Here is a 14,641-nt window from a genome sequence, read left to right as displayed (position 1 = left end):
AACACATTTTACCATATCTTATTAAAACATTAAAGGAATAACGGTAATTTTTTAAGAAATATCCCATTTATTTTTAAAAATAAATGGGATATTATAGTTTAAAACGGTTGCAATTTTTTGGAAAGTGTTTATAATAGAGAATAGAACATACGTTCTAAACTATTTTTCGAGGAGGGTTGTTATGAACCAGAATGAGGTATTGTCTTTGGTACGGGGTGCTAAACAAAAGGATCCCTATTGTCAGATGGCGTTGATTGAAGGGTTTCGTCCTTTAATTCTCACCATGATTCGCCGTTATGTGTATGATCGGGATGCTGTGGAAGATTTCTTAAGTGAAGGGGCGGTGGTTGTGCTGAAGGCTATTGAAAATTATCAGGAAGATTTGGGCGTGCCTTTTCCCGGGTATTTGAAAAAGGAATTATTTTATTATTTTGTAAATATTGCAAAGGCCCATCAGAATCTTTCATCCCTGGATGCAACCCTTCCCAATGGGAATTCAACATTGATGGAAGTCCTGGCTGATGATGCCACGCATATTGAAGGGGATTTTGTGCATCAGGAAGATTTAAATGCGTTGTTCGAGTATTTACCGCTGCTGCGGGAGCGGCAGCGCTGGATTATCGAGGAACATTATTTCAGAAAGCAAAGTTTTATCGCCATTGGTGAGAGAATTGGGGTGAGTTCCAATAGTTTAGTCAAGTTGCATCGCCGGGCGATCCAGGATTTGCGGACGCATTTTGGGATGGGGTTGGTGAATTGAAACATTTGTTTCAATTCCCCGTAGGGGCGATTATTAATCGCCCGCAAACGTTGGTGTGAATGTATTACGTTGTGGGCGGCAATACGTTGAAGGCGATTAATAATCGCCCCTTGTATTATGCGATATTTTTATTGTGACCCGCCGGGGTTTTATGTTTTATACGGTCGGTACGGGTATGCAATACCATCCACGCTATGGCAATGCCCACACAGGCGCCGGACACGTCGATGAGGACGTCACGGAGCTCGCAGCTTCTTCCGGGGACAAAACGCTGATGGAATTCATCACTGATGGCATAGAGTATACCGATCCCAAGAGCTATGAGACTTTGGGTCTGTTTTTTTTGCATTTTTTGAAGGGTGACGGTTTTGGCGGTTTGATTGACTGCCAGCATGGTGAACAACCCAAGTATGGCAAAAATGCTCATATGGGCTGCTTTTCTGATTATAAAACTGGCATCCCGGGTAATGACGTGCTGTTCATACCGGGTGAGGTTATCAAAATTGGAAACAATACTGCTCACCACAAACTCTGTTATGCCACCGCTTAAACGGGCGGATTCCGGGGCTGGCTGGGCTGAAAAACAAAAGATGACGATCATCCAGAAAAAAACGATTGCCCAGAGAACGCTGCGTCTGGTTATTTTTCCCATAAGCTTTTTAAGCTCCTCTTTCTTTTTTTGGATTCTTCATATCGCTTGGGTTCGGAAATGTTAATCGCTTCGTCCACCAGCACCCGGCCCGGGTTTTCTTTGAGCATTTGGCTGACCTTTTTTTCTCCGACAAGGTCGATGGCTCTTTCCCGGGCAATGGCAAACTCTTCGTAACTTTTGGGTTTGTGGGCGTCGCTGGCAAGGAAATGAACCATGTTGTGGGTCAGGAGAATCTCTGCGCATGCCTGGGCTCTGGTTCCGTAAAACCCGGTGAGACTTAAAATATTCATCTGGGCCAGGGAACCCTTAGCAACCAGATTTCCCAGGACGTTGGGGTCTTTCTGAACAAAATCGTAGCGTTCGGGGTGGGCAATGATTGTCGTGTATCCCTTTAACTGAAGCTTGAAAAGAAAGGCCTCGAAATTGAAGAGATCCGGTAAATGGGACTTGGTTTCAATGAGAAAATAGCGGCTGCCGTTCATGGTTGTAAAATCGCCGTTTTCAATGAGCTTAAGGATTCCGACCCGATAACAAACCTCATTACCCAGAAAAAGAAAGAGGTCGATGCCCTGGTCCTTTACTGTTTTTTTCAGAGCTTTAAAGAGTGCTTTATTTTCTTTGACTCTGGATTGGTAATCCGTATTGGCAATGTAATGGGGGGTGAGAATAATTCCTCGGAAGCCCTGATCTCTGGCCGCCCGGATCATGTCCATACTTTCTTCAATGGTCCGGGCACCGTCATCAACCCCCGGTAGTATATGCGAGTGTAAATCAATCATCATTTATTTCCTTTCGGGACACGTTTTTATGCCTGGCGGTCAGGGGTATAATCCGGGACCATGCCTTGCAGGAGTCGGACCACATCATCGTCACTGCCGGTTTCTGCTGCCTGTCTCAGAGTTTTCAATTGGTCATCCATCCAGTTTTTTTCAAAGTGCCGAATTTCTTCGACAAAAATATCTTTGTGCTGGGTACTGTCGAAGGCTTTGAGGTTATAGGATAATTCTTCATAGAGCTTCTCTCCCGGGCGAAGCCCGGTGAAGACAATGGGTATTTCGGTATAGGGCACAAGTCCTGACAGCCTGATCATCTTTTCTGCCAATTCAACAATTTTCACCGGGTTGCCCATATCCAGAACAAAAATTTCTCCGCCTTTGGCTATACTTCCTGCCTGGAGCACCAACTGGGTGGCTTCGGGAATGGTCATAAAAAACCGGGTAATGTTTTTATCGGTAACGGTAACCGGTCCGCCATTGGCGATTTGTTCTTTAAATATGGGAATAACGCTGCCATTACTGCCGAGAACATTACCAAAACGCACGGCCACAAATTCGGTGTGGTTGCTTTCATTGTATGTTTGGATGAGCATTTCGCATACCCGCTTGGTGGTTCCCATAACATTGGTGGGCTTCACGGCTTTGTCGGTGGAAATCTGGACGAATTTTTCAACATGATGACGGACACAGGCATCCAACAGGTTTTTGGTTCCGAAGATATTGTTTTTGACGGCTTCCTTAGGGGTTTTCTCCATCAGCGGCACATGTTTATGGGCTGCTGCATGAAAAACAACCTGGGGTTTATAGGCTTCAAATAAATCCTGAATCCGTATTTCATCACGCATTGAGGCAATTTCCAAATCGATGGTGGTAACGACCTGAATCTGTGTTGCCAGTTTTCTGAGGAAGCGCTGAAGCTCCAGCTCAAGGAAATACAGGTCATTTTCATTGAAATCCACAATAATGATCTTTTTGGGATTGTAGTGGATAATCTGTCGGCAGAGTTCTGAACCAATGGAGCCGGCGCCCCCGGTGACCATAATCACTTTGTCTTTGATGAAGGCAGAAATCTGATCTTTATTAAGAACCACAACATCCCGATCAAGCAGATCTTCAATTTTCAAATCTCTTAATCTGCTGAGTTTCACATCATAATTAAGAATTTCACTGAAACTGGGAAGAATTTTTACCGCAACCCTGGTGGCTGTGGCCAGCTCTGCCACCTCTTTGATATCCTGATTGCTTGAGGCCGGGCAGGCAATAATAATAAGGGTTATCTGTTTGTCTTCAACCAACTGTTGAAGCTTACTTCTGCCCCCGAATATGGGAATACCATTCAGGCGCTTCCCCTGTTTACTGGGGTCATCATCCAGAAAGCCAATGATTTTATAGCGTTTGCGGCTGTCCATCAGTTCTTTCAGCATTTTAACCCCGGCTTCCCCGGCACCAAAAATCAGGGTCCGTTCCTCTCCGGGATTCTTTTCGGTATGCATTGAATGATTAAATCGTCGCAGCACCCGGTAAAACATCCGGATGCCGCCGATAAAAAGAACATCAATCATGGCGGTCAGGATGATGACTGACCCCGGGATTCTGATATTCACAGCAATGAACATGAAATTCGCCAGAACATTTGCAAACAGCACCGCCGCCATAATCTGGACAAGTTCCCGCATCCCGGCGAACTTCCATAGGGTGCGGTACATCCCGGTCATCATAAACACCACTATTTTAATAAAAATGGCCGCCACCAGAAAAATGCCAAGATTCCAAAAGACATTCGATGGCATGTCAAAATTGTATCGGAGCAGATAGGCAAAATAATAGGACAAAAAGAGTGCGGCAATGTCCATGACCACCAGAATGATCGTCGCTAATATCCAATCTTTTCTTTTATTGTTTGTATTCATAAATAGTCTCCATATTCCTTATTAGTAAATAAAGCCCCAGTTGGCGCATTGAATTATTATAGCGATCCACTCTATTTTAGTCAAGCGATTTGGCATCTTCGATAATTCTCTTCCCGCTTGTATTTGTTTTTTATTTCATTCTCAGTTCTTCCGCCAATTGGTTTAATTTCTTCAACCGATGATAAACCCCGGATTTTCCCACCGGTGGATCCAGCCGTTCTCCCAGCTCTTTAATGCTGGCATCCGGGTAGTTAAGCCGGACCTCGGCGATGTCGTACAGGTTTTTGGGAAGATTGTTCAGCCCCAGGGTGTCTTTGAGAAATAAAATGGCGGCAATCTGATCATAGGAAGCCACAATGGTTTTATTGAGGTTGGCGGTTTCACAGTTTACCTGGCGGTTAATATCATTACGCATTTCTTTGACGATCCGGATATTTTCCATTTCCAGCAGCCCGCGGTGGGCACCAATGACGTTTAGAAAATTAACCACACTTTCCCCTTCTTTGAGGTAAAGCACCCAGTGGGATTTCCGGTGAATGAGATTGGATTTAATTGCAAATTCGTCCAACAGTGCTTTAATGCTCTGGAGATAGGTGGATGGTTCAATTCCCTCTGGGGATGGGTCGTTCTGGCTGGCTTTGGATTGAACCTGGGTTTTCTTGCCCACCAATTCCAGGTGATAGGTTTTTTCGGGGTTTGACACGGACCCGCATCCTAAAAAGGCACCGCGAATATAGGCCTTGATCCGGGGCCCCTGCTTTTTGATATTTTCCGGGACCTGATTGGTGAAAAACGCTTTTCCCATGGCATTATAGGTCGAAATTTCAAGTTCCTGAAGGATTCTTTTGACCTGGACCGGATCTTCCACGGCCACTAAATAGGCGCGATGTTCTTTGAATTTCTTTGTTTTTTCGATTTTCAGTTTCGGTTTGATATGGTACAGGCCTTTGATGAGCTGATAACACCGGGTGGCCACTGCCGGGTTTTCGGTTTTCACCCCAAGGGTCATTTCGTCCGCCTCGTTCACTGCAATAACGGCAATGGCGCCGATGATGCCTGACAGCTCGGCCCGCTGGCATACCTTACTCCCAAAGGGAAGCTTTGAAATATCTTTCTTTAACAGGGCTGAAAATGTCATGGCTTCTCCTTTGGGTTATATTTGAATCAAAGTATTGTGGTGACCGACCTTCCCAGGCCATTGTTTATGGTTGTGTGCTGCAAGATCGGACAGGCTAACGCCTGTTCGCCTTGAGGCACACAACTTCATAAACAATTGTCCTGGGAAGGTCGGTCTATTTACTTTTTGGCTTTATGCAATGATACACATGGTGGGTCGAAAACCTTAACTTTCAGGCCTTGACGTTTGGTTGTGTGCTGCAAGATCGGACAGGCTGACGCCTGTTCGCCTTGAGGCACACAACTTCATAAACAATTGTCCTCGAAGGGGTGGTCTATTTACTTTTTGCTATTTCATATAAATTTCAAAAATGCGACGTGCTAACAGGTGGGCATCGTGGCGGACGGTGCCGTTTTCCATGCTGACAAAGTCATCCATGATGTACTCATACCCTTTTACCGGGGTTCCTAAGGGTACCACGGTGGCGTTGTATTTATTGTATTTCTCTTCGATGCTTTTTGGTAAGAATCCGTTATTAACAATCACATAATCAAAAAGATGACCTTCATCCTGGTCCAGGTGTTTTTCAATGGCGCGGATGTGGTCTGCCTGGGTGTACCCGGTGGTTTCTCCGGGCTCGGTCATAATATTGCCAATATAAAAACGTTTGGCACGGCTGTCAAAAATAGCCCGGGCCACATCGGCTACCAGCAAATTTGGAATGACACTGGTGTAAAGGCTTCCTGGCCCAAGTATAATAAGATCCGCATTGCAGATGGCCTCAATGGTTTCCGGCAGGGGCTTAATATCTTTTGGTTTTAAAAATATTTGAGAAATAGGGCTGTGTCTCTCTATGGCGGCTAAAGGGATTTTAGATTCGCCTTCAACAATGTCGTCATTTTCCAGAGAGGCCATGAGGATCATTTCACAAAGGGTTACCGGAAGGACTTCGCCTTGTATCTGAAGGACATCCGAGGTTCGGCGCACGGCATCGTAAAAATCCTGGCTGATGCCGTTCATGGCGGCGAGAAAGAGGTTGCCGAAGCTTTGGCCTTCCATACTGCCGGCTTTAAAACGGTAGTTGAAAAGATCCTGCATGACGTTTTCGTCATCGGCCAATGCCAGAATACAGGATCTGATGTCTCCGGGTGGGAGGATTCCCAGATCTTCTCTGAGCATGCCTGAGCCGCCACCGTCGTCGCCAACGGTGACAATGGCAGTGAGGTTTTCGGTATATTTTTTTAATCCCCGCAGGATCACCGAAAGCCCGGTGCCGCCGCCCAGGGCAACGACTCTGGGGTTTCTGACTTTTACGATATCTTTCAGTGTAAACTCTCTGATGTATTCTTTCATATCCATGGAGATCACATCCTTTATTTTTATTGGGTTTTTTGAAATCAGGTTTGTGTTGACGAACCTTCCCGGGCCATTATTTATGGTTGTGTGCTGCAAGATCGGACAGGCTATCGCCTGTTCGCCTTGAGGCACACAACTTCATAAATAATTGTCCCTGGAAGGTTCGTCTAGTTACTTTTTGGTGTCCCGGGTAAGTCGAAAACCTGAACTTCCAAGCCTATGAATTATCGTTGAATGCTGAAGGATCGGACAGGCTATCGCCTATTCGCCATGAGGCACATAACTTAATAAAATAATTGTCCTTGAAAAAGTTTGTTTGTCTGAGTTTTATTGGGTTTTATTGCTCAAGCCGATTTTTTGTGATGTCCCGATGTCTCAGTCTGGTTTCATAGCCTTTTTCTTTAAGCGCTTCTGCAAGTAGCCAGGCAAAGGTTACTGACCGATGCTGGCCGCCGGTGCAGCCAATGGCAATTTCCACGGTGTTTTTAGAAACATTGGTGAACTGGGGAATGACATACTCCAAAAGATCGAGGAGTTTATCATAAAATACTTTTGCCTTAGTTGATGACATGACATAATCACGAACGGCCTGGTCTTCTCCGGTTAGCTCTCTGAGCTCTTTTTTATAAAAAGGATTGGGCAGGAATCGGACATCAAAAACAAAGTCGGCACTGGAAGGACTGGCATGCTTAAACCCAAAGGAATAAATATTGACCCAAGGCTTTGTCTGATGCTCTTCTTTTTTTAGAAGCGCACGGAGCTTCCTTCTCAATTCTGCTACTTTGATGTTTGAGGTGTCAATCACCACATCAGCAATTTCTCTGAAATGATCCAGGGTCCTTCGTTCTTTTTGAATGGCTTCCAGTAAATTTCCGCTGCACTCGGCTAAGGGGTGGGCTCGTCGTGTTTCCTGATATCGGGCCACTAAAACCTCGTCCTCCGCATCTAAAAACAGGATTTCCACATCTTTTTCATGATCTTTGTATTCTTCCAGCGGGGATGTTTTCCCGTCTAAAAATATATCGCCGCGTATATCCGTGACCAACGCTATTTTATCGATACCTGAGGCGGATTGTTTGCAGAGATTAAGAAAGGTGACAATGAGCTGTTCAGGCAAATTGTCAATACAAAAAAAACCAAGATCTTCTAAAATTTGGATGGCCTGGGATTTCCCGGCTCCGGACATTCCTGTGATGATAATAGTTTTCATGGGGTCTCCTTTGGTGGCGTTATTTTAAATTGGTTTTTTGCTGATAAACCTTCCAAGGACAATTATTTATGAAGTTGTGTGCATCAAGGCGAACAGGCGATAGCCTGTACGATCTTGCAGCACACAACCATAAATAATGGCCTGGGAAGGTTCGTCTATTTAATCGGCTATATTTACAATTCGCTCCAGGGGTAATCCGGCGGCGGTGACGATTTCCGGTACATTTCGCATGTCTCCCACAGCTTCGATGCAATGGGCATCGCTGTTAATGACAAAATTGCCATTGTATTTCATGGCAATTTTAAGTTCTTCCACATTCAGATGGTCATGTCTGGGGTTGATTTCCAGTAGCACCCCGTATTTTGCGGCGGCTTTGGCCACAGCGTCAATGTCAATGGGCATTTTATCTCCTGGATGGGTAATGAGTTTAACGTCATAGCGCTCCATCATTTTAACATAGGATTGGGTGTTCATCCGGGTCACCCTTTTTCGGATAAAGGGCAGTACCTTGGCGGTGTAATTGGGAATGGCGAACCGAAGGAAGTCTGAAAAGCTTGCTGCCACATACCCGTAATGATAACCGACACTGATCCAGTCACAATATTTCAGTTCTTCGTCTTTGATGTCAATGTCCCCATTGGCTCCGGTCAAATTGGATTCAACGGAAAGATATACGTCAATGTCGTCATATTTTTGATTCAGGGCGTCAATTTCTCTGCGCATTTTTGCAAAGCTTTTTTTCCGCACCCCGAATAATGGATGGCTCCGGCCATGGTCGGAAATCGTAATGGCCTTAAGGCCAATCTTCCGGCCCTGGTCCACCATTTCTGCAATGGTGTTTTTGCCATGGCTATAGGTGCTGTGCGTATGCATATCATGTGTTATTTTCATGTTGTTCCTTTATCCTGATCAGGGCTCACCGATGACAATCACTTCGGTCTTCAGATCAACCCCGAATTTCTCCTTGACCCCTGCCTGAATGGTCGAGATGAGCCCTAATATATCGGCGGCGGTGGCATCTCCTTTGTTAATGACAAAACCGCTGTGTTTTTCCGACACCTGGGCTCCGCCAATGGAGTAGCCTCTGAAGCCTGCATCCTGAACCAGTTTTCCGGCATAATAACCTTCGGGACGACGGAAGGTGCTTCCGGCGCTGGGGTATTCTAACGGCTGTTTATCCTGTCTTCTTGTGTTAAAGTCCAGCATTTTATCTTTAATTTCATGATAGTCGCCCTTGCTTAATGCCAGGTTAATGCCTACCAGAACCCAGTTATACTTCTGCAGCACACTTTTTCGATAGCCGAAGTCACAGGCCTCCACAGGAATGGTATTAATATTGCCATTTTCGGTGATTACCTCAATGCTTTCAATGATGTTTTTCATTTCCCCGTCAAAGGCTCCGGCATTCATGGTTACAGCACCTCCCAGGGATCCTGGAATGCCTGATGCAAACTCCAATCCGGTAAGTTCTTCTTCCAATGCAATATCGGCCAGGTCTTTTAAACTAATTCCCGGTTCCGCCATCAGTGTTTCACCCTGAACCGTTACCTGTTTCAGGCCTTTGGTTTGAAGGATGATCCCGCGGACGCCGCCGTCCTGTACCAGAAGGTTGCTGCCGTTTCCGATAACATACAATGGAATGGCGGATTCCCGACAGATTGCCAGTGCCTCTCCCACTTCCTGCTTTGTCTGGGGCATCAGTAAAATGTCCACAGGACCTCCGACTTTAAAGGATGTGTGATTTTTCATAGGCTCGTTAAGCCTTATATTTTCTGCAGCCATTACAGCGTTTAATTTTTTTATTAATTCTTCCATCTATTCTTTTTTGTCCTTCCCATGTTCTGACCTTTTTCATTTTTTTCAAATCTATCATATCATTCTTTTATGGGATTCGCCACAAAAAAAAGTCCCCGACCCGATCAATTTAAGGTTTTATCTATTCCGCTACGGCACAAACTGTGGCAATATAAACCTGTTTTGCTCCTGCTTCCAATAGGGTTGCGGCTACTTCTGCCAGGGTTGCTCCGGTGGTCAGAACGTCATCCACGACAAGGACTTTTTTTCCCTGAAGGGACTCAAGCTGTTCTGCGCTAAAAGCGCCCAGGAGATTTGTTAATCGCTCTTCTCTGCCCTGACCGACCTGATGGGGAGTATTTCGGCTGCGTCTCAGGTGCTGGGGCTTAAGCTCCGGCAATTTGGTCTGACTTAATGCGAAACTTTCTTCCAAACCTGCCAGTATGCCCCGGGCAATTTTTTCACTTTGATTGTATCCCCGATCTTCTAACCGACTGGGGTGGAGCGGCACCGGGATGATCAGTTCAAGCTCTTTCGACCAGTGGATTTTGGCTAATTCCCGTCCGATTTGGGTGCCTGCCCATATTCCCAGGTTGGGCCGATTTTTAAACTTGATGGCATGGACCAGGGCCTTCCCGGATTGATGGTAAAAGAGCCAGGCATAACCTCCGGCAAATGGAAAATTGCCTTTCGCACAGGCCTTACACCGTGGGCGATCTGTGGCAAACACCAGACGGCCGCAACTTTCACAGGTCGGACCATTGATGACCGGAAGATCTTCGTCACAGCCGCTGCAAAGAAAATGATCGGTCATAAAAAGAACCTTGCCGCAGATTGGGCAGGTTCCATTTTTTAGAAAGAGGTTGTTTTCGAGAAAAGTAATAAGTTTTGCTATTATATCCATTGGGGTTCCTCTCGATTATAGGGTGGCGGGCGATTGATAATCTACAGGGGTTGTTCATTAGACATCAACATAGCCGGCAAACGTTGAATCATTCACATACAAATTCTATATCATGGGGTTGTTCATGTAATCGACAATCCGCTCCCGCAGGGCGGTTTGGCGTTCCTGGGTATCCCCTGATTTGATCATTTGTCTGAACACATAATTATTTCCCATCAGAATCAGGAGTTTTTTTGCCCGGGTGATGGCGGTGTAAAGGAGCTTCCGGTTGAGGAACAAGGGCGGGCCTCCGACAATGGGCATGACCACCACCGGGAATTCGCTTCCCTGGCTTTTGTGAACGGTCATGGCATAGGCGTGGGTGATTTCATCCATTTGATCGAAATTATAGTGGACGCGTTTTCCGTCGTTGAATAAAATGGTAAAGGTCTTTTCTTCTTCATCCATGGCTTCAAGAATGCCAATGTCGCCATTGTAAATCCCTTCCCCTTCTTCAAAGCCAGTGGCATCTTCCCATTTGAGATGGTAATTATTTTTAATCTGCATGACCTTGTCCCCTTCACGGTAGATCATCATGCCAAACTCCCGCTGGGCGCGGTTTTCAGACTGGGGATTCAGAACGGCCTGGAGCTCTTTATTGAGGTTAATCACTCCGACTTTTCCTTTTTTCATGGGAGAAATGACCTGGATGTCCTGGATGCTTTTAAAACCTTTGGCGCTTGGGATGCGATGGGTCACCAAATCCAAAATATCCCGCAGAAGTTTATCGTTGTCGTTTTTATTCAGGAATAAAAAGTCGCTTTCGTTGTTGATGTCCGGCATTTTCCCACGATTAATCTCAAATGCATTAACGGAAATCATGCTTTCTTCGGACTGACGATAGATGCGTTCCAGCTCTAAAACCTTCACGGCATCACTTTCTATGACATCTTTAAGCACATTCCCGGGACCTACGGAAGGAAGCTGATCGGCATCCCCAACCATAATGAGCCGGGTTCCGGGTTGAATGGCCATTAAAAGGCTATCCATGAGAAGGATATCAATCATTGAGGACTCATCCACGATAATGGCATCGGCTTCCAGTGGATTGGCTTCGTCTTTGGAAAAACTCGGGAAATCGTCGTTTTGGCTGAACTCATATTCCAGCAGACGGTGGATGGTTTTGGCCTCGTGTCCGGTGGTTTCGGTGATGCGTTTGGCGGCCCGGCCGGTGGGGGCTGCCAAAACGGTTTTTAAACCGATTTCTTCGAAAATCCGGACGATCCCGTTGATAATGGTTGTTTTGCCGGTGCCGGGGCCTCCGGTGATGATGATCACCCCATGATCAACTGCGGCGGTCACTGCTTCCCGCTGCTTGTTATCCAGGGTAATTGACATTTCTTTTTCATATTTCTTTATTTTTTCTTCGATGTTGATATTGGGAAGCTCATAAACCCCTTTGCTGATCCGGGCCATGGCCAGGGCCGTATTATCCTCGGCTTCAAAGAGGTTTCTCGGGTAATAAACCAGTTCATCTCTGACGGTTTCCTGAATGATTCCTCCCATTAAAATGAGTTCACCCAGCTGATAGACAATCTCATCGGTTTCCACCCCTAAAATCCGGGCGCTTGTTTTTATGAGCTCTGACTCGGTCATAAAGGTATTCCCGCGATTGTAGCATTCTCCTAAACAAAAATTAATCCCGGCCAGAATCCGGCCCGGGCTGTTTGTCTCAAACCCCAGCTGGGCGGCAATCTGGTCGGCAATTTTAAAGCCGATTCCGCGGATGTCTTCAATCATCTGATAAGGCTGATTCAGAAGAATTGAAATGGTATCGCTTTTATAGGTTTTATAGAGTTTCATGGCCCAGTTTGCAGAAATGCCATAGTCCTGAATCTGGATCATGATCTGGCGGACTTCTTTTTGTTCGCTGTAAACTTCTTTAATCCCGGCCAGGGTTTTCTTGCCGATGCCTTTTATTTCCCCTAGTCGCTCGGGATGGTTATCGAGAATATCCAGAGTATTTTCTCCGAAACGTGCCACAATGGCTTTGGCTGTTTTTTCTCCGATCCCCGGAAGGATGCCGGAGGCTAAATACCGGGTAATGCCTTCGGTGGAGGTGGGAATTTCCATGGCATAGCTTTCCATGGAAAATTGATCGCCATAGTTTTTATGCTCAATCCAAAATCCTGTCAATTTGAGGTATTCTCCATGGTTCAGCTCGTCAAAATTACCAACGACGGTGACCATGTCTCCCTCAATGTCAAAATGGGCCACGGTGTAGCCGTTGCTGCTATTTCTAAAGACGATGTGCTCCACCGTTCCCTTAATGGTTTCCATTGTTTTCTCCTGGTTTTTAAATATAGTACCTTAATTATAACACAAAAAAGGACCCATTATTGGGCCCTTTTTGTTCTATTTTACTGTTACACCAATTTTGGTTTTTTACAGTAAGTTGTGTGAAGAAGATGATGGGATTTCTCTCCGTTAGGTTCTCCGAGGTATTCGTCGTAAATACGAATAACCGATGGACTTTGGTGTGACTTGCGGTATTTCAGGACCTTTGCATCCGAGTGATAAAGCGCTTTGGCTCTCTGTGCACGAATATCGATGTCCATTTTTTCTTTCGCAGGTACGATGGATTGGCCCCCACCGTTGACACAGCCTCCCGGACATCCCATTAATTCAATGAAATGCACGTCGTCCAGTTCTCCGGCTTTTAATTGCTGCATAATGGTTTCGATATTGCTTCCGCCGCTGGCAACCACTAATTTAACCGCCAGGTCTGGAGTTATGTCTACTGTTGCTGTTTTGATACCTTTAACCCCACGGAATATTTCATAATCGATTTTCTGGACGTCTGTTTTATTAAGGATATCCGCCAGGGTTCTTACCGCAGCTTCCATAACACCACCGGTTGCGCCGAAGATAACGGCTGCCCCAGTGGATTCGCCGTAGTAATCGTCAAAGTCTTCTTTTGGCAGTTTATTGAAGATAATTCTTGCCTCTTTAATCATACGTGCCAGTTCACGGGTTGTGATGGAGATGTCAACATCCTGGATGCCGTCAACTTTTAATTCTTCCCGCTTCAATTCATATTTTTTAGCGGTACAGGGCATGACTGAAACAACAACCATGTCTTTGGGATCGATGCCATTGGCTTCTGCATAATGGCTTTTGAGTAATGCACCTGTTATGTTCTGTGGTGATTTGCAGGTTGACAGATGTTTTAGAATCTCTGGGTGATAGAGTTCAGCATAGGTGATCCAGCCTGGTGAACAGGATGTGATCATCGGAAGCACTCCGCCCTTGTTAATCCGGTTAAGAAGCTCTGTTCCTTCTTCCATAATGGTAACATCCGCCCCGAAACCGGTATCGAAAACTTTATCGAATCCAAGTCGTCGAAGAGATGCTGCCATTTGATCGGTTACAGGAGTTCCCATCGGATATCCGAATTCTTCTCCCAATGATGCTCTGACCGCAGGTGCCACTTCAACAATAACCGTTTTGGTTTTGTCGCCAAGGGCATCCCAAACACGTTTGATGTCTGATTTTTCCTTCAGGGCACCGACGGGACAATTAATGATACATTGACCGCATCGGATACAACCGACATCCGCCAGAGATTTTCCAAAGACAGGCTGAACCTGGGCTGTGAATCCACGGCCGACAGTTCCGAGAACAGAAGCGTTTTGCACATCTGAGCAAACGGAAACACACCGCTTGCAAAGAATACATTTGCTTTCGTCTCTTACAATGGAGTCGGATTTATCATCAATTAATTTTCCGGATTTTTCCCCTTCAAAAGGAATTTCGGAAACGCCAAGTTCTTCTGCCATGGTCTGGAGCTCGCAGTTGTTATTACGAACGCAGATGGTGCATTCTCGGTTATGATTCGAAAGAATCAACTCCAAATTGGTTTTTCTTGCTTTACGCACATTTGGGGAATTTGTTAAAACATCGATACCATTCGCAACCGGATAAACACAGGCTGCTTGAAGGGCTCTTGCTCCTTTGATTTCGACCAGACACATTCGACAGGCACCAATCTCATTGATTCCTTTTAGGAAACAGAGTGTCGGGATGTCGATATTATGCATTCTGGCCGCTTCAAGGATCGTGGTTCCTTCAGGGACAGTAATATCTTGATTATCAATTTTAAAAGTTATTTCTTTCATATTTT

General features: G+C 45.6%; 12 protein-coding genes. 1 reads left to right on the top strand and 11 read right to left on the bottom strand.

Translation table 11 applies throughout. The features are described 5' to 3' along the window. Nucleotides 1-181 precede the first annotated feature (181 nt). Nucleotides 182-760 (top strand): sigma-70 family RNA polymerase sigma factor, encoded by a 579-nt coding sequence (locus tag VIK44_RS00760; RefSeq protein WP_331551917.1) that lies wholly within the window; start codon nt 182-184, stop codon nt 758-760. 115 nt (nt 761-875) lie between these two features. Here the strand turns inward: VIK44_RS00760 and VIK44_RS00755 are convergent, their stop codons facing one another. From VIK44_RS00755 to VIK44_RS00705, 11 genes are all read right to left on the bottom strand, one after another. Then, nucleotides 876-1,412 (bottom strand): VanZ family protein, encoded by a 537-nt coding sequence (locus VIK44_RS00755; protein ID WP_331551915.1) that lies wholly within the window; start codon nt 1,410-1,412, stop codon nt 876-878. Next, on the bottom strand, nt 1,400-2,194 hold the full coding sequence (locus tag VIK44_RS00750; protein ID WP_331551914.1) for a tyrosine-protein phosphatase: 795 nt from the start codon (nt 2,192-2,194) through the stop codon (nt 1,400-1,402). The genes VIK44_RS00755 and VIK44_RS00750 overlap by 13 nt, the downstream gene beginning before the upstream one ends. A 23-nt stretch (nt 2,195-2,217) precedes the next feature. Continuing rightward, nucleotides 2,218-4,098 (bottom strand): nucleoside-diphosphate sugar epimerase/dehydratase, encoded by a 1,881-nt coding sequence (locus tag VIK44_RS00745; protein WP_331551913.1) that lies wholly within the window; start codon nt 4,096-4,098, stop codon nt 2,218-2,220. 130 nt (nt 4,099-4,228) lie between these two features. Then, nucleotides 4,229-5,236, bottom strand: coding sequence for a DNA-binding protein WhiA (whiA, locus tag VIK44_RS00740; RefSeq protein ID WP_331551912.1), 1,008 nt, complete (start codon nt 5,234-5,236; stop codon nt 4,229-4,231). 327 nt (nt 5,237-5,563) lie between these two features. After that, nucleotides 5,564-6,574: a gluconeogenesis factor YvcK family protein gene (locus tag VIK44_RS00735; protein ID WP_331551911.1), complete on the bottom strand. Its 1,011-nt coding sequence runs from the start codon at nt 6,572-6,574 to the stop codon at nt 5,564-5,566. A gap of 334 nt (nt 6,575-6,908) precedes the next feature. After that, on the bottom strand, nt 6,909-7,781 hold the full coding sequence (rapZ, locus tag VIK44_RS00730; RefSeq protein ID WP_331551910.1) for an RNase adapter RapZ: 873 nt from the start codon (nt 7,779-7,781) through the stop codon (nt 6,909-6,911). Nucleotides 7,782-7,940: 159 nt separating this feature from the next. Beyond that, entirely contained in the window at nt 7,941-8,672 is a 732-nt protein-coding gene (locus tag VIK44_RS00725; RefSeq protein ID WP_331551909.1) for a PHP domain-containing protein, read from the bottom strand. Between the two features lie 18 nt (nt 8,673-8,690). Continuing rightward, nucleotides 8,691-9,596: a UDP-N-acetylmuramate dehydrogenase gene (murB, locus tag VIK44_RS00720; RefSeq protein ID WP_331551908.1), complete on the bottom strand. Its 906-nt coding sequence runs from the start codon at nt 9,594-9,596 to the stop codon at nt 8,691-8,693. 121 nt (nt 9,597-9,717) lie between these two features. Continuing rightward, nucleotides 9,718-10,479: a ComF family protein gene (locus VIK44_RS00715; RefSeq protein WP_331551907.1), complete on the bottom strand. Its 762-nt coding sequence runs from the start codon at nt 10,477-10,479 to the stop codon at nt 9,718-9,720. Nucleotides 10,480-10,584: 105 nt separating this feature from the next. After that, nucleotides 10,585-12,798: an ATP-dependent RecD-like DNA helicase gene (locus tag VIK44_RS00710; RefSeq protein WP_331551906.1), complete on the bottom strand. Its 2,214-nt coding sequence runs from the start codon at nt 12,796-12,798 to the stop codon at nt 10,585-10,587. Between the two features lie 86 nt (nt 12,799-12,884). Continuing rightward, nucleotides 12,885-14,636: an NADH-dependent [FeFe] hydrogenase, group A6 gene (locus tag VIK44_RS00705; RefSeq protein ID WP_331551904.1), complete on the bottom strand. Its 1,752-nt coding sequence runs from the start codon at nt 14,634-14,636 to the stop codon at nt 12,885-12,887. Nucleotides 14,637-14,641 lie beyond the last annotated feature (5 nt).

It is taken from the genome of Acetobacterium sp., from assembly GCF_036508315.1.
Taxonomy (GTDB): Bacteria; Bacillota; Clostridia; order Eubacteriales; family Eubacteriaceae; genus Acetobacterium.
This window is presented reverse-complemented; position numbering and strand designations above follow the sequence as displayed.